General features: G+C 69.3%; 12 protein-coding genes and 1 pseudogene. 3 read left to right on the top strand and 10 right to left on the bottom strand.

Features of this window, described 5'->3' with window-relative positions:
• Window positions 1-14: 14 nt before the first annotated feature.
• The 4 genes from fadD10 to HMPREF9336_RS12715 all read right to left on the bottom strand — a co-directional run bounded on the left by fadD10 (window position 15) and on the right by HMPREF9336_RS12715 (window position 4,684).
• Window positions 15-1,604 (bottom strand): fatty acid--CoA ligase FadD10, encoded by a 1,590-nt coding sequence (gene fadD10, locus HMPREF9336_RS12730; RefSeq protein WP_007467631.1) that lies wholly within the window; start codon window positions 1,602-1,604, stop codon window positions 15-17.
• Window positions 1,601-2,182: an FcoT family thioesterase gene (locus tag HMPREF9336_RS12725; protein WP_007467630.1), complete on the bottom strand. Its 582-nt coding sequence runs from the start codon at window positions 2,180-2,182 to the stop codon at window positions 1,601-1,603. The genes fadD10 and HMPREF9336_RS12725 overlap by 4 nt, the downstream gene beginning before the upstream one ends.
• Window positions 2,179-3,048, bottom strand: coding sequence for a (3R)-3-[(carboxymethyl)amino]fatty acid oxygenase/decarboxylase (gene scoE / locus HMPREF9336_RS12720; protein ID WP_007467629.1), 870 nt, complete (start codon window positions 3,046-3,048; stop codon window positions 2,179-2,181). The genes HMPREF9336_RS12725 and scoE overlap by 4 nt, the downstream gene beginning before the upstream one ends.
• A gap of 157 nt (window positions 3,049-3,205) precedes the next feature.
• Entirely contained in the window at window positions 3,206-4,684 is a 1,479-nt protein-coding gene (locus HMPREF9336_RS12715; protein ID WP_040585595.1) for a PPE family protein, read from the bottom strand.
• A 171-nt stretch (window positions 4,685-4,855) separates the two neighbouring features.
• On the opposite strand from HMPREF9336_RS12715, the gene HMPREF9336_RS12710 reads away from it, so the two are divergent.
• Window positions 4,856-5,662 carry a class I SAM-dependent methyltransferase gene (locus HMPREF9336_RS12710; protein WP_007467627.1) on the top strand — a complete coding sequence of 269 codons (807 nt, stop codon included), beginning with the start codon at window positions 4,856-4,858 and terminating at the stop codon, window positions 5,660-5,662.
• 14 nt (window positions 5,663-5,676) lie between these two features.
• On the opposite strand, the gene gluQRS is transcribed toward HMPREF9336_RS12710, so the two are convergent.
• Together gluQRS and HMPREF9336_RS12700 are read right to left on the bottom strand one after the other, a co-directional pair.
• The gene (gene gluQRS, locus HMPREF9336_RS12705) at window positions 5,677-6,561 is read right to left on the bottom strand and encodes a tRNA glutamyl-Q(34) synthetase GluQRS (RefSeq protein WP_021030634.1); all 885 of its coding nucleotides are present in this window, start codon (window positions 6,559-6,561) and stop codon (window positions 5,677-5,679) included.
• Window positions 6,558-7,997, bottom strand: coding sequence for a M20/M25/M40 family metallo-hydrolase (locus HMPREF9336_RS12700; protein ID WP_007467625.1), 1,440 nt, complete (start codon window positions 7,995-7,997; stop codon window positions 6,558-6,560). The genes gluQRS and HMPREF9336_RS12700 overlap by 4 nt, the downstream gene beginning before the upstream one ends.
• 185 nt (window positions 7,998-8,182) lie before the next feature.
• Here HMPREF9336_RS12700 and HMPREF9336_RS12695 point away from each other — a divergent pair, with 185 nt between their 5' ends.
• Window positions 8,183-9,778 carry a dolichyl-phosphate-mannose--protein mannosyltransferase gene (locus HMPREF9336_RS12695; protein ID WP_007467624.1) on the top strand — a complete coding sequence of 532 codons (1,596 nt, stop codon included), beginning with the start codon at window positions 8,183-8,185 and terminating at the stop codon, window positions 9,776-9,778.
• 65 nt (window positions 9,779-9,843) lie between these two features.
• Window positions 9,844-11,134 (top strand): annotated as a pseudogene (locus HMPREF9336_RS18005) (HNH endonuclease signature motif containing protein).
• Here HMPREF9336_RS18005 and HMPREF9336_RS12685 read toward each other — a convergent pair.
• From HMPREF9336_RS12685 to HMPREF9336_RS12670, 4 genes are read right to left on the bottom strand one after another with little or no spacing between them, the layout of a single operon-like run.
• Window positions 11,135-12,127 carry a sulfate/molybdate ABC transporter ATP-binding protein gene (locus HMPREF9336_RS12685; protein WP_007467620.1) on the bottom strand — a complete coding sequence of 331 codons (993 nt, stop codon included), beginning with the start codon at window positions 12,125-12,127 and terminating at the stop codon, window positions 11,135-11,137.
• Window positions 12,124-12,933, bottom strand: a complete 810-nt coding sequence (locus HMPREF9336_RS12680) for a sulfate ABC transporter permease (protein ID WP_007467618.1) — start codon at window positions 12,931-12,933, stop codon at window positions 12,124-12,126. The genes HMPREF9336_RS12685 and HMPREF9336_RS12680 overlap by 4 nt, the downstream gene beginning before the upstream one ends.
• A gap of 7 nt (window positions 12,934-12,940) precedes the next feature.
• A complete protein-coding gene (gene cysT, locus HMPREF9336_RS12675) occupies window positions 12,941-13,801 on the bottom strand; it encodes a sulfate ABC transporter permease subunit CysT (protein WP_021030633.1) in 861 nt (286 codons plus the stop codon).
• On the bottom strand, window positions 13,798-14,844 hold the full coding sequence (locus HMPREF9336_RS12670; protein WP_007467616.1) for a sulfate ABC transporter substrate-binding protein: 1,047 nt from the start codon (window positions 14,842-14,844) through the stop codon (window positions 13,798-13,800). The genes cysT and HMPREF9336_RS12670 overlap by 4 nt, the downstream gene beginning before the upstream one ends.
• Window positions 14,845-14,865: the final 21 nt, after the last annotated feature.

Genomic DNA, 14,865 nt, shown 5'->3' with positions numbered 1-14,865 from the left:
CTTCCCGAACCGCCTCAGCCACCGACGACCGCCTCGGCCCGTTCCCCGCGCAGCGCCGCCGCGAGCGCGGCGCGCATGACCTTGCCGGACTTCGTCCTCGGAATATCCGCGACCAGCGCGATGGCAGAGGGCCGGGCCATCGACTCCGACTCGCGCCGATAGCGGGCCGCGACGGCCCGTTTGAGCTCGGCTGCCCCGGCCGCGTCCAACGCCTCGGACGGGACAACCGCCAGCCCGACCAGCGCGCCGAACTCAGGGTCGGGGATCTCGTAGCACGCGGCCTCGCGCACGCCCTTGACGCGCTCCGCGATGCGGTCGACCTCGTCGGGCACGACGTTGACGCCGCCGGAGATGATCAGCTCCGACGAACGCCCCTTGATGTAGAAGAAGCCGTCCGCGCGGCGCTCCATCAGATCGCCGGTGTTCACCCATCCGTCGACCAGCGTCTCGCGGGTGCGCTCCGGGTTGTTCCAGTACCCCAGCATGTTCGCCGGGGACTTGATCCACAGCGTGCCGAACGAGGCGGAGGGCTTCGAGCCGGCCAGCGCGGGCGCGCAGTCCTCGCTCGCCGCCAGATAGACCTCGACGCCCGGATACGGGCGCCCGACCGCGCCCTCCTCGATCCGGGAGAGCGAATCCTCGTCCGTCGGCAGGCACAGCGCGGTGCAACCGGTCTCGCTCAGCCCGAAGACCTGCGCCGTGCGCACCCCGGCGGCCTCGATGAACCGCACGTCGTCCGGGATCGCCCGCGAGCCGCCGTAGCCGACGAACCGGAGCGACGGCACCTCGGCCCCAGTGGCCTTGAGCTCGGCGACCAGCCTCGCGAGCAGGGTCGGCACCAGGCAGACCGTCGCGACCTCGTTCGCGTTGAGGATCTCCGCCAAGGACGACGAGCCCTCCCCGCCGGTGACGCACGAGACCCCGTTCGCCAAGCAGGTGAGGATCCACCACAGCCCGCCGATGTGCGTCGCGGGCAACGGCGAGTACGCGAACTCGCCCGCTGTCCACTCGATCCACGACAAACCCGCGCCCTGCAAGATGTCCGGAACCGCGAAGAACGTGCGGTTCGCCAGCAGCACCGCCTTGGGCTCCCCCGTCGTGCCGCTCGTGAAGATCATCGCGAGCGGGTCGTCGGGGCCGAGGTCCGGGAGCCCCTTGCCGCAGTCCGGGGCACAGGCGCGCTCCGCCGCCTCTCCAGAGCCGACCGCGATCGTCGGGATCGGGCCGCCGTCCTCGGCCGACCATACGGCCCCGGCTGCGGCCCCGGAGGGGACGAGCACGGCGGCCGGGCCGGCGATCTGGCAGAACCGTCCGACGGTCGCGGGCGGCAGCGTTCCGTCCACCATGACGGCTATGGAGCCGAGCCGCGCGCAGGCCAGCACCGCCAGATACGTCTCGGGCCCGTTGTCCGAGAGGACGACGACCCTGGACTCCCGCGCGACCGACGCGGCCCCGAGCTCCTCGGCGAGCCGCTCGACCGCGCGGACCAGCTCCGCGTAGCGCAGTTCGCCCGTGCCGTCCGCCCGGCGCAACGCGACCGCGTCGGGCCGCTGGAGCGCTTGGGCGCAGATCCGCTCCCACACCGTGGGCAGCACGCCGGTCATCGGCACAACGCCTCCTTCCGTTTCTCGGGGGACGGGAGGTTGAGGACCGCGATCTCGAACTCGCCCGCCGCCAAGCCGCCGTCCTGGTCCCAAAACTCGACAACGCTCTGGAATTGCAAGTAGCGCCACGTCCGCTCGACGATGCGGAAATCGTGCGCCCGCAAGCGAGCGGAGAACCTCCGAGCGTCGATCTGCCGTTTGAACCGCGACGAGGCGCTCTTGATCAACATGCCCGCGAGCTGGTTGCGGCAGTAGTCGTCGATCGACCAGCCGAGGAACGCGTCGATATCCTCGTTGACGCAGCCTTGGGCGAACGCGCTGTAGGTCAGCTGGTTGAAGCACAGCACCAGCTCCACGGCGTTGAAGTGCCCCGTGCTGCGGATGTACGCCGACTCTTCGATGCCGAAGCTGGCGCGCGCGTGCACCACGTCGTCGGCGATGCCGTAGTCCGCGTCCACCAGATAGCGGCACCCTTTGTGGGAGTACGGCTCGAGCACTTTGGCGAGCAGTTCCTCTGGGATCGGGGCTGTGCCGACGGCTCCCGTCTCGATCCGCGCCGAGGCGACCGCCCCGGTCATGCCGCGAGCCCAGGAGTCGCCAGGCCGTCCAGCATGGTCAGCCGGTAGGTCGTCAGCGTGCCGGGGGCGGTGCCGTGCTTCGCCCGGTGCACAAGGGCCCGGTTGTCCCAGAGCACGATGTCGCCGACCTCGTAATGCTGGGCGTGGATGAAGGGCGACGCGTAGTCGGGGTCGAGCTGTCCGGTCGCCTCGAGGAGCGTCTGCAGCAGCGAGGGGTCGAGCGCGTTCCCGTTCCCGTCTTCGATCGTCATGGTCCCCGCCTCGCAGATGTACAGGATCTCCTGCCCGGTCTTGGGGTGTTTGATCACCGTCGGCCAGGTCTGCGGCGGGGTCGTCTCCTCGATCTCCGCAAGGATTTCGCCGATGGGCCGGTACACGTCGCTCGGGCGGATCTTGATGTAGCGCCGGGGCGAATGGATGCTGCGCGTGCCGCGCGCCTTGGCCTGCAAATCGGCGGGCAACGACTCCCACACTTTGTTCAAGTCGATGAAGTAGGTGCCCCGGTCCCGGCCCGGCACGGCGAGCGGCAGCACCATGGAGAACGCGAAGGGCTTGGGCATGAACTGATAGTCGATGTGCCAGAAAGCGCCGGTCCTCGGCACGCCCTGGCCCTGCTCGGTGGAAGAAACGAAGATCTCCGGGTGGTCCTTGTGGTGGTAGATCGGCTCGTAATACGGGACGATCTCGCCGAGGATCCGCCCGAGTTGGAGGAACTGCTCCGCGGACGGGCGGACGTCTTTGAGGACGACGAGCTTGTTCTCGTACACGATGTCGCGGATCTCGTCCGCCCGGATGCTGTCCAGGTCCTCCGGGTCGATCCCGGTGATCTGCGCGCCAAGGCCTTCGCCCTTCACATTGAGCGTCATTGCTCTCTTCTCCTTCGGTTCATCGGCATGCCGAAATACCCTTGGCAGTGATACCAAGGGCGCATTCGGCAAATAAAGCGTCAGTTATAGAACTAGTCGGATCCGGACGGCGAAGAGTTCCCGAGCATTCTCGCCATGCCGCTCACCGGGGTTTCGCTCAGCGCGCCGGCCCGTCCGCCGCCTCGTCGGCGGCGTCGTCGGCCCACGTCGCCGGGAGCATCGGGACTGTGGGGCGCGTGTCGCCGGAGGACCCGTAGACGAGGTGCGCGGCCTGCCCCGCACGCACGGTCGGGGCGGTGCCCGCGAAGCCGAGCGTCCCCGCGCCCCGGCTCGTCGCCATGTGCGAAACCGGTTCGGGGCCCATGTCGGCGGTCGCCTCGAGGAATTCGTCGCGGTGGCCGCGCGCTTTGGCGCTGGCCCTGCCGCGCGCGGCGCGGCGGGCGGCGGCGAGCGCCGGATCTTTCGCCTCGGCATTGGTCCGCGCGCTGCCCGAGACGGAGTCCGGCGATGTCCTGCTGGCTTTCGCGGCGGGGCCGAAGCCCACCCCCGGCGGGGCCAGGCCGGGCACCGCGTAGCTGATGATCGGGGCGGACGCGGGCGCGCCGGCCGGAGCCGGGGCGGGCGCGCCCGGCGCGGGGCCGCCTGAGGGCGCGGTCCCCCCGGCCGGGGCGGGCATCGCGGTGGCCGCCCCGGCCGGGGGGACCGGCTCGATCCGGTGGCGCTCTCGGACGGGACTTGGCTCGGCCTGGCCGACAGGCCGTTCGGCCTCGGGGGCCGTCGCGTCCTGCCCCGCCGGGGCCGCGGCGGCTCCCAGCGCGCCCAACGCGCCGAGCCCGCCAAGCGCGGGGAGCGCCGGGAGGAGGAACGGGAGCAGATAGGAGGCGTAGTAGGGGTACCAGAACAGGTCGTACACGAACAGCATCGCGAGCGCCGCTGCCGAGGAGGCCGATGAGCTCAGGCCCAGCTCCTCGAAGAACTGCTGGAACTCGGCGAGCAACTGCTGGATCTGCTCCGTCGAGCCGGGGGCCTCGGTGAAGAGGGTGCGCAGGATCCGGGAGAGCACGTCCCCCGAGTTCAGCTGCGTGTCGTTCTGGCCGTTCTGCGCCTCCCCGCCCGGCGCGAGGATGGACGGGGCAGGCTGGGCCGGCGGGGTCGCCATGGCCGCCGCGTCCGCGACGGACTGGTAGGCGGCCATCGTGGTGGCGGCCTGCACCCACATCCGGGCGTAATCGGCCTCGTTGACGGCGATGGGAATGGTGTTGATCCCGAAGAAGTTGGTGGCGAGCAGCGCGCCGTGGACGGCGTGATTGGCGGCGAGCTCCGCCATCGTCGGCATGACGGCCAGCGCGGTGCTGTAGGCGGCGGCGATCGCCTCCTGCTGCCCGGCGATGGCGGCGCTACTGGCGGAGGTCTGCTGGAGCCACGCCAGATAGGGAGCGTGCGCGGCAACGTACTGGGCGGCGCTCGGCCCCTCCCAGCTGCTGGCCTGCACGCCCGCCAGCAGCTGGACGAGCTCGGCGGCGGTCTGCGCGTACTGGCCGCTGAGCGCATGCCACTGCGCCGCCGAGGCGAGCAACGGGCCGGGGCCGGGGCCCGCGCTGAGCAGGCTCGAATGCACCTCTGGAGGCAATGCCATCCATATGGGCGCTGTCACAGCTCCACCTCCTCGTACCCGGCCGTCCGGCCTCGCGCGGTTTCGCGCACTGCATCAAAGGTCGGCGGGGCGATAGGAAAAGTTCCCGCGCTCACCCCGGATTCTCGCGGCTGCTCCCCCGAAGTACAGTCCGATCCCATGCCAGCCGATCCCATGCCAGCCATCGACGCCCGCCACCTCGACGGGGTGTCCGAGACCGCGCTGATCACCTTGTATCACCGGGCCGCCGAGGCCGCCAGGGCCGACGGCGTCATCGAGGATCCGATGGCCGTCGCCCTGCGCGAGCGCATCGACTACGACTACGACCACTTCGGGAGCCCGCGCCAGGTGACCGCGCTGCGGGCGGTGATCTTCGACCGAGCCGCCCGCGAGTATCTGGCCGCCCGCCCGCGCGCCACCGTGGTCGCGCTGGCCGAAGGATTGCAGACCAGCTTCTGGCGCGTCGACAACGGCGAGCTGAGCTGGCTCTCGGTGGACCTGGAGCCGGTCATCCAGTTGCGCCAGCAGGCGCTGCCAGCTTCGGACCGGCTGCGCCACTGCGCCCAGTCCGCGCTCGACTACTCGTGGATGGACCAGGTCGACGACGCGGACGGCGTGCTGATCACCGCCGAAGGACTGTTCCAGTACCTCGAGCGCGACCTCGTGTTCGACCTGATCGCGGCGTGCGCCCAACGTTTCCCCGGCGGCTGGCTGGTCTTCGACTCCGTCCCGAAGTTCTTAAGCTCGTTCTCCCAGCGCGGCATGCGGCTCAGCAAGCACTACACCATGCCGCCGATGCCGTTCCCGTTCACCGCCGACCGCTACGACGAGCTGCGCGCGCTGGACGGCGTCCGCGCCGTCCGCGAGCTGCCGGTCCCACGAGGGCGCGGAGCCGTGCTGCGCTGGGGGCTCCCGCTGTTCTACCGGCTGCCCCGCCTCGACCGGTTCCGCGCCCCGCACACCGTCGTCGAATTCGGCTGATCCGCCCAGCCTCCTCACGGCCAGGTCATCGGCGCGGCGGGGACGCGGCGCAGGTCGAACGAAGCGGCTGCCTCCCCGAGCGTGTCCGCCGCCGAGCCGACGGACCTGAGCAGGAGCCGCACCGCCTCCTCCGTCCCCGTCCCCATCGCCGCGAGGTCCGCGAGCGTGACCGCGCCGTCGCGTTTGGCCAGGCGCTGGCGCGACGCGTTCAACACCATCGGCACATGCGCGTACTCGACCTCGGGCAGGCCGAGCAGCGACGCGAGGTAGGCCTGGCGCGGCGCGGAGCTGAGCAGGTCGTCCCCGCGCACCACTTGGGTGACCCCCTGCGCCGCGTCGTCCACGACAACGGCGAGGTTGTACGCGGGCGTCCCGTCCCAGCGAAGGAGCACGAAATCGTCCACCGCGCCGACGTGCCTGCCGTGCACGAGGTCGGCAACCGCGAACTCCCGGACGGCGCTGGCCAGCCGCAGCGCCGGGGGCCTCGGCGCGCTCGACCGCAGCTCGCGGCGGCGCGCCTCGCTCAGCTCGCGGCAGACCCCCGGATACGAGCCCGGCGGGGAATTCGGGGCGCGGGGAGCCTCGGCGATCTCGCGGCGCGAGCACCAGCACTCGTAGACCAGGCCGCGCCCGGCCAGCTCGGCCACCACGGCGCGGTAGACCTCCCGCCTGCCCGACTGCCGCAGGACCGGCCCGTCCCAGTCCACGCCGACCGCCGCGAGGTCGGCGATCTGGCGCTCCGCCACACCGGGGCGGGCCCGCTCGTCGAGGTCTTCGACCCGCAGCTCGAACCCTCCCCCCGCCGAGCGGGCGCAGAGCCAGGCCAGCATCGCGGTGCGCAAGTTGCCGACGTGCAGATCGCCAGACGGGCTCGGCGCGAAACGACCGACGGGCCTCACGTCGCGTTCGCGTACAGCTTCACGGCCTCGTAGAGGAAGTCCCGGCCCTCGCCGAGGCTGCGCACCCGGACCCGCTCGTTCAAGCCGTGCATCCCGTCCCCGTCCGGGTCCATGAAAATCCCAGACAAGCCGTAGGTGGGAATGCCCGCCGCGTTCCAGTACTTGCCGTCCGTCGCCCCGGTCGCCATCGTCGGCAGCAGCGGCGTCCCCGGCCAGAGCTTTGCCGCGACCTCGCGCGCGGGTCCGAGGATCCGCTCGTCCAGCGGCGGCGCAGGCGGGGTCGGGCTCACATCGCCCGAAGGCGAGATCTTGATCTGCGGATCCGCCACCACGCCGGCCAACGTGTCCTGGACCTGTTGGACCGGCACGCCGGGGAAGATCCGGCAGTTGACGTTCGCGGTCGCCCGCTGCGGCAGCGCGTTCGGCGCGTGCCCCGCGCTCAGCTGCGTCGCAACGCAGGTGGTGCGCAGCATCGAGTTCCACACCGGGTCCATCTTGGCCACGCGCTCTCCCGCCGCATGGTCCTGCGGGTCCGCGAGCAGCGCGTGGATCGCCGCCGCCGCTTCGCCGCCCTTCAGATCGGCGATGCTCGCGAAGAAGGCGCGCGTGGCTTCGTTGAGCTGGATCGGGAAGCCGAAGGCCCGCAGCCGCTCCAAACCCGCGCCCAGCCGGTAGATCGCGTTATCCTCGACCGGCACCGAGCTGTGCCCGCCCGGACTGGTCGTCTCGAACGTGAAGTCCTGGTACACCTTCTCCCCTGCCTGCACGCCGAGCGCCACCCGGTTCCCCTGCTGGTCCAGGATTCCCTCCGCGCCCTCGTTCAGCGCGAACTCGGCCTCGACCAGCTGCCGCTTCTGCTCGACCAGGTATTTCGCGCCGTTGAACGGGCCGCTCTCCTCGCCGCAGGTGAGGACGAGCTTCACGGAGCGCTTCGGGGCGAACCCCTCCTGCCGGTAGCGGATCAGGCTGTCCGCCCAGATCGCCGCTTGCGCCTTGTCGTCGTTCGTCCCCCGCCCGTAGTAGTAGCCGTTCTCCTCCACCAGCTTGAACGGGTCTCGCTGCCAGTCCTCGCGCTTGGCCTCGACCACGTCGAGGTGCGCGAGGAGGGCGATGGCCTTCGCGCCGGGGTCGCTCCCGCGCAGCACGGCGACCAGGCCGCCGGCCTTGGGATACTGGGGATCGGCGAAGACCGTCACGTCCTCGTCGGGGTAGCCCGCCTCCTTCAGCCGCTTGGCGACCTTCTCCGCCGCAGCGGTGCAGCTGCCCGACGACAACGTCGTGTTCGTCTCCACCAGCTCCCGGTAGAGCCCGAGGAACGAATACGGGCCGTCCGAGGACGAGCCAGTTCCCCCGCCGCCGGAAGTCGAGCACGCCGCCGCGCACGCGCACGCGGCGAGCGCCACCAACGTCTTGCGGGGAATCCGGGGCCTTCTCATAGGCACAGCCTAATGAATCCCCGGCGGCGGCTGAATCCCCTGCGTCGGCGTGTGCGCGCGGACAGCGCCGGGAGCCCCCAGCTGCGCGACTTGGACCAGCCCTCGCCCCCGCCTCGTGGGAGCTTTCCTCGCGCCGAGGCTGCCATAGCCGCAGCCTAACCGCTTCCGTCCAGTACGATTCCGGGGTGACTTTGCTCGCCGACGCCGAAGCGGCCCCGCTCGCCCGGCGGCTCCAGCGGCTCGCGCCGACCCGGTCCAGCCCCGGCCCCGACCATGTTTCGGAGGATTTCGGCCCGCTCGACGCCTGGCGCGGCTGGATCGTCACGCTCGTCATCACCACGATCGGGGCCGTCCTGAGGTTCTGGAAGGTCGGGGCGCATTCGGACCACGGCACCCCGATCTTCGACGAGAAGCACTACGTCCCGCAGGCCTGGCAGATGCTCGGCAACGGCGGAGTGGAGGACAACCCGGCCTACGGGCTGGTGGTGCATCCGCCGCTGGGCAAGCAGCTCATCGCCATCGGCGAGGCGATTTTCGGCTACAACCCGCTTGGGTGGCGCTTTGCCTCCGCAGTCTTCGGCACGCTGTTGATCCTGCTCGTCATCCGCGCCGCCCGCCGCCTCACACGTTCCACCCTGATCGGGGCCGTCGCCGGAATCCTGCTGATCTGCGATGGCGTGAGCCATGTCGCCGCCCGCTCGGCGCTGTTGGACATCTTCCTCGCGGTCTTCGCGTTCGCCGCCTTCTCCTGCATCCTCGCGGACCGCGACCAAGTGCGCGCCAGGCTCGCCCTGTTCCTCGACGAAGGCGGCATGGAGCGCAGCTCCTTCGGCCCCCGTCTCGGCGCGCGCTGGTGGCGGTTCGGCGCGGGCGTGCTCATCGGCCTGGCTTGCGCGGTGAAGTGGTCCGGCCTCTACTACGCCGTCTTCTTCGGCTTTCTCACGCTGTGCTTCGACTGGTCCGCGCGCAGGCACTACGGCGTCAGGAAACCTCTCCGAGGCGCTCTGGTCCGCGATCTCGCGCCGGGCCTGTGGACGTTCCTTGTCGTCCCCGGCCTGGTGTATTTGGCCAGCTACTGGGGCTGGTACGCCAACGATTTCGGCTACTACCACTACGGCGGCCCGCCAGAGGGCGCGAACCCGACCATCCTCAAGGTCTGCGAGCAGCTGCCGAACGCCATCAAGCACCTCTGCTACTGGAACGCCGACTCGCTCAAATTCCACGAGCACCTCACCAACTCGAACGGCTACCACCACCCCTGGGAATCCAAGCCCTGGCAGTGGCCGATGAGCCTGCGGCCCGTCCTCTACTACTACGAGAACGGGCCTGCCGCGCAGCATTGCGGCGAGGCCAATTGCGTCGGGGCGATCCTGCAAGTCGGCACGCCCGCGATGTGGTGGCTGTCCGTGCCGATGATGCTGTGGGGGCTGTGGCGCATGTTCGCCGTGTGGGATTGGCGCTACGCTGCGGTCCTCGTCGGGTACGGGGCCTCCTGGCTGCCCTGGTTCCTCGACCTCGACCGGCAGATGTACTTCTACTACGCCTCCGCGATGGCCCCGTTCCTCGTCCTCGGGCTCGCGCTCTGCTGCTCGGACATCCTCGGCAACCACGGGGCCGCGCTGTGGCATAGCGACGAGCGGAAGCTGTCGGGCAGGCTCCTGGTCTGTCTCTACGTGGGTTTGGCCGTGGCGAACTTCGCCTGGCTCTACCCCATCCTCGTCGGCGACCCGATCCCGCACTGGCGCTGGAACGCGGAGATCTGGCTGCCGAGCTGGGGGTAGAAACCTCAGGATTTCTTTCCCATTTTCCCTTGTGACGTGCGGCACATTCTGATAGAATCGAACGTATGATCAGCACGATGGGGATCGTGTCGGAGGAGAGAGTCAGGAGCCTCCGGGAGGGGTTGCGCGCGGGGTCGAAGGCGAGGTTCGCGGCCCTCGCGGAGATCGAGCGCGCGGAGGCTGTGTTATTGGCGTTGAAGGCGGAGGCCGTCGTCTCCGTCGCGGAGGATATCGCCGAGCGGAAGCTGGCGGAGGAGCGGCAGGGCGGGAAGGGGATTTTCTCCTTCTCCACGCGTGAGGCGGCGCTTCTCGAACTCGCCCCGGTGTTGGGGGTCTCGTCCGGGGAGGCGAAGGGCATGTTGTCGTTCGCGGAGAACATGACCGTCAACTACCCCAAGCTCGGCGCGAGGCTCGCCGCCGGGGAGGTCACCGTGAAGACCGCCCGTTTGGTGGGCAAGTCGTTGGAGTCCGCTCCCGCCGGGTGGCGGGAGAAGCTCGACGCATGGTTGGCGGAGCGGGCTCCGCGTTGGCGTTTGTGCTCCCAGTCGAAGATCCAAGGGTTGATCGAGGCGCAGTACATCCGCTGGGACTCGGAGTGGACGAAACAACGCCGCGAGCGCGCCCACGCCGAACGCGGGCTCTTCTTCAAACCCATTGGCGACGGGATGGCGAAAATCTGGGGCGCCATGCCCCTCATGGAAGCCGCCCTGGTGAAAGACCGGCTCGACGCCGCCGCAAGGACCGCCTGCCCTGGAGACCCCCGAGCCATGTGGACCCGCCGGGCCGACGCGCTCGCCGCCCTCGTCGGGCACGGGGAAGGCAAGCTCCGCTGCGAATGCGGACGCGACACTTGTCAGGCGGCCCAGCGACCTGTGCCCCAAGCCAAACCCGTCGAACTCGTCGTGGACCTCGCCGTCCTCGCCAACCTCTCCGACCTCCCCGCTTGGCTCGCCGGCGCCCCCATCGACCCCGACTTAGCCAGAGCGATGGCCAAAGCGTCGAAGAACATCCGCTTCACCACCACCCCCGACCACTACAAACCCGCGCCAGCGGTCGAAACCCACGTCAACGCCCGCGACAAACACTGCCGATTCCCCGGCTGTTATCGAAGAGCCAGAACAGAACTCGACCCTCCCCCACGGCCCTGGGGGCCGCGGGCGGTACCCCCACACCCCTTCAACCACCAGAACCCAGCATCAGGCGGGCGGACAAACCGTCCCCCAAAATCTCAAACGCCTCTGCCGACACCACCACCGAGCAAAAACCCACAGCGGATGGCGAGACACACAAAACCCCGACGGCGCCATCGCATGGACATCCCCCACCGGCCAGCGCTACACCACCGACCCCGGCTGATCAGACCCCGGCGAGCGAGGGCCACCGCGTGGCGCGCACATAGACGGTCTCGCCGTCGGAGAGGTCCAGCGCCGACGCGTCGCCCCTGGTGATCTGCGCGATGAAAGACTCCCCCGTCTGCACGGCTTCAAGCTCCACGCGGACCTCGAAGCCGAGCACGACGACTCGCTGCACTTTCGCCTCGACCACTTCGCCCGGATCGGTCGACCGGTCCGGATGCGCGAGCTCCGGGGAGCGTCCGACCCGGATGTCGTGCGGACGGACCAGCTTGCCGTCCAAACGCGAGACCTGGCCCAAAAAGCCCATGACGAACTCGTTCGCAGGCTGGTCGTACAGCTTCGCGGGCTCGTCGATCTGCTCGATCCGCCCCTTGTTGAGCACCGCGATCTGATCAGCGACGTCGAGCGCTTCCTCCTGGTCGTGCGTCACCAGCACCGTGGTCACGTGGGTCTCGTCGTGCAGGCGGCGCAACCACGCGCGCAGCTCCGCCCGCACCTTCGCGTCCAATGCGCCGAACGGCTCGTCCAGAAGGAGCACCTTGGGATCGACGGCGAGCGCCCGCGCGAGAGCCATGCGCTGGCGCTGCCCGCCGGAGAGCTGCGCCGGATACCGGTCCTGGAGCCCCGTCAGGCCCACCACTTCCAGAAGCTCCAAGACCTTCGTCTCGATGGCCTTCTTCGGCTGCTTGCGGATCTTGAGCCCGAACCCGACGTTCTCCCCCACGGTGAGGTGCTTGAACGCGGCGTAATGCTGGAAGACGAAACCGATGCCCCGCTTTCGCGGCGGGGTGCCGGTGACGTTCGCGCCGTCGAGCTCGATCTTCCCGCTGTCGAGCTCCTCGAATCCGGCGATGGCGCGCAAGAGCGTCGACTTGCCAGAGCCGGACGGCCCCAACAGCGCCACGAGTTTGCCGGTGGGGATCTCGATGCTGACGTCGTCGAGCGCCTGGAACGACCCGTAGTTCTTACTGGCCGACGTCACAGTGATCGTCATCGTGCCTTCTCTCTCTTCCGGCTCAAGACAGTCATCAACACCAGCGCGATGACGGCGAGGAGCATAAGCAGGGTTGCGGCAGCGTACGCGCCGTACTCGTTGTAGTCGTCGGTGTAGCGGCTCTGCACCAGCAGCGTCAGCGTGAGCGAGGAGCCGGGGTAGCCAGAGGAGACCATGGTGACCGCGCCGAATTCGCCGAGGCTGCGGGCGATAGTGAGCAGCACCCCGTACACGACGCCCCAGCGGATCGACGGGAGGGTGATCCTCGTGAAGATCGTCCACCAATGCGCGCCGAGGGTTTCGGCGGCCTGCTCCTGCTCGATCCCGATCTCCCGCAGCACGGGCTCGACCTCGCGCACCACGAACGGCAGCGTGACGAAGATGGTGGCGAGCGCCATGCCGGGCAGGCCGAAGATCACTTGGAAGCCCCAGTCCTCGACGAACCCGAACCAGCCGCCGTAGCCCCACAGGAAGATGAGCGCGACGCCGACGATGATCGGCGACACCGCGAAAGGAAGGTCGATCACCGCTTGCAGCGCGCGTTTCCCCGGCACGTTCCCTCGGACCAGGGCCAAGGCGATGGCCACGCCGAACACGGTGTTGATCGGGATGACGATGGCGAGGATGACCAGCGTCAGCTGTGTCGCGGAGACCGCGGCGGGTGTCGTGATCCAGCCCCAGAACGTGCCGAGCCCGTGCTCGAAGGCGCGGAAGAGGATCACGGCAATGGGCACGACCACAAGCACGAGGAGGTAAGCCAGCGCCGCAGTCCGCAGGGTCAGCCGTACAGATCGGGAAATCTTCATGCGCGGCTCACCTCTTCTCCTCGCGCCAGGCGAGCTTCGAGCCCACCAGGCGCAGCAGCAACAGCACGAAAAACGCGATGACGAGGAGCACCACCGAGACCGCCGCCGCGTTCCCCGGCTGGTCGATCTCGATCTGCTGCTGGATGTACTGCGAAGCCACCTGGGTCTTGTGCGGGATGTTGCCGCCGAGGAGCACCACCGAGCCGAATTCCCCGATGGCGCGGGAGAACGAGAGCCCGGCTCCGGTGAAAATCGCCGGGGCGAGCGACGGGAAGATGACCCTGGTGAGGATCGTCGCGTTGCCCGCGCCGAGCGAGGCGGCGGCCTCCTCCACGTCCTTGTCGAGCTCCAACAGCACCGGCTGCACCTGCCGCACCACGAACGGCAGCGTCACGAAGGCGAGCGCGATCACCAGCGCGGGCTGCGTCGCCGCGATCTTCAGATCGATCGGACTCGCCGGGCCGTACAAGGAGAGCAGCACGATGCTCGCCACGATGGTCGGCAGCGCGAAGGGAAGGTCGATGACCGCGTTCACCCATTCCTTGCCCCAAAAGTCGTCGCGAACCAGCACCCAGGCGATCAGCGCGCCGAACACCACGTCCACCAGCGCGACCAGGAACGACACCCAGACGGTGATCTCCAAGGCCGCGAGGGCGTCCGGGCTGGTGACCGCGCGCCAGAAGCCGCCCCATCCTCCGTCGAACGCCTTCACGGCGATGGCCGCGAGCGGCAGGAGGACGATGAGCGAGAGCCAGAGCAACGCCACGCCCGAGCCCAGCGCCGAAGCGGGGCTGCCCAGCCTGCCTGCGATAGTCCCCCGCAAACGGGAGGTGCCCCCCGCAAAGCGCCTCTGTTGCAGTGTGCTCATCGTGTTTGATACGCCTTTGTGATGAGCCCTTTCGGGCCGAACAGGTCGGGGTCCGCGGTCTTCCACCCGCCGAGGTCGTCAATCGTCCAGAGCTTGCTGATCCTGCCGGGGAACAGGCCCGCCGTCTCGGAAGCCACGACGGGGTCGACCGGGCGGAAACCCGTCTCCGCCCAGATGCGCTGCGCCTGGCCGGAGAAGAGGTAGTCGAGGAAGGCGTTCGCCTGCTCTTTCGATTTCGAGGTGCTCACAAGGGCGACGGGGTTCTCGATCTTAAAGGTGACCGGCGGCGTCAGGTACTCGACTTGCCTCGACGGGTCCGTCTTCGCGTTCTGGCGCTGGAGCAAGATCGCCTCGTTCTCGTAGCTGATGAGCACGTCGCCCTGCCCGGCCTGGAACGTCGTCGTCGCCTCTCTGCCGGACTTCGGGTTCACTTTGATGTGGCCTTTGGCGAGCTGCCGCAGGTACGCCGCCCCCGCGTCCCTGTCCTCGCCCCCGTCGGAGAGCGCGGCGAAGGGGGCGAGGAGGTTCCATTTCGCGGAGCCGGAGCTCGCCGGGTGGGGGGTGATCACCTCGACCCCCGGCTTGAGCAGGTCGGACCAGTTGTGGATCCCTTTGGGATTGCCCTTGCGCACGACGAGGGCCACCACCGAGCCGAAAGGGATGGACCGGTACGGGCGGTTCTGCCAGTCCTTGGCCACCAGGCCCGCTTTGACCAGGCGGGTCACATCCGGCTCGACGGAGAAGTTCACCACGTCGGCGGGCACTCGGCGCGCCACTTTCCGCGACTGGTCCCCCGAGGCCCCGTAGGACTGGGAGAAGCCGATGCCTTTGCCGCCCGGCGTGGCCCGGAAGGCCGGGATGATCGCGTCGAAGCCGGGCTTCGGGGTCGCGTAGGCGACGAGGTTCACGTGCCAGCGCCCGCTGGAGATGTCTTTCCCGCCCGGCACGTCGGTCGACCCGCCCGCGCAGCCGGCGGCTGCGAGGGCGAGGCCGCCGATACCGAATATCGCCGTCCGCCTGCTCAGCGTCGGCGTTGGTGGCACCCCCCACGCGCTCTGCGCGTG

Origin of the sequence: Segniliparus rugosus ATCC BAA-974 (assembly GCF_000185725.2) — a bacterium.
In the GTDB taxonomy this organism is placed as follows: Bacteria; Actinomycetota; Actinomycetes; order Mycobacteriales; family Mycobacteriaceae; genus Segniliparus; species Segniliparus rugosus.
Note: the sequence above shows the minus strand (reverse complement) of the source record. Positions and strands in the feature narration are given on the sequence as shown.

Excerpts from the sequence above, each read along its gene's own strand:
- HMPREF9336_RS12680 (WP_007467618.1), bottom strand. The coding sequence starts at position 12,933 with ATGAAGATTTCCCGATCTGTACGGCTGACCCTGCGGACTGCGGCGCTG.
- HMPREF9336_RS12715 (WP_040585595.1), bottom strand. The coding sequence starts at position 4,684 with ATGGCATTGCCTCCAGAGGTGCATTCGAGCCTGCTCAGCGCGGGCCCC.
- HMPREF9336_RS12685 (WP_007467620.1), bottom strand. The coding sequence starts at position 12,127 with ATGACGATCACTGTGACGTCGGCCAGTAAGAACTACGGGTCGTTCCAG.
- HMPREF9336_RS12710 (WP_007467627.1), top strand. The coding sequence starts at position 4,856 with ATGCCAGCCATCGACGCCCGCCACCTCGACGGGGTGTCCGAGACCGCG.
- fadD10 (WP_007467631.1), bottom strand. The coding sequence starts at position 1,604 with ATGACCGGCGTGCTGCCCACGGTGTGGGAGCGGATCTGCGCCCAAGCG.
- cysT (WP_021030633.1), bottom strand. The coding sequence starts at position 13,801 with ATGAGCACACTGCAACAGAGGCGCTTTGCGGGGGGCACCTCCCGTTTG.
- HMPREF9336_RS12700 (WP_007467625.1), bottom strand. The coding sequence starts at position 7,997 with ATGAGAAGGCCCCGGATTCCCCGCAAGACGTTGGTGGCGCTCGCCGCG.
- scoE (WP_007467629.1), bottom strand. The coding sequence starts at position 3,048 with ATGACGCTCAATGTGAAGGGCGAAGGCCTTGGCGCGCAGATCACCGGG.
- HMPREF9336_RS12725 (WP_007467630.1), bottom strand. The coding sequence starts at position 2,182 with ATGACCGGGGCGGTCGCCTCGGCGCGGATCGAGACGGGAGCCGTCGGC.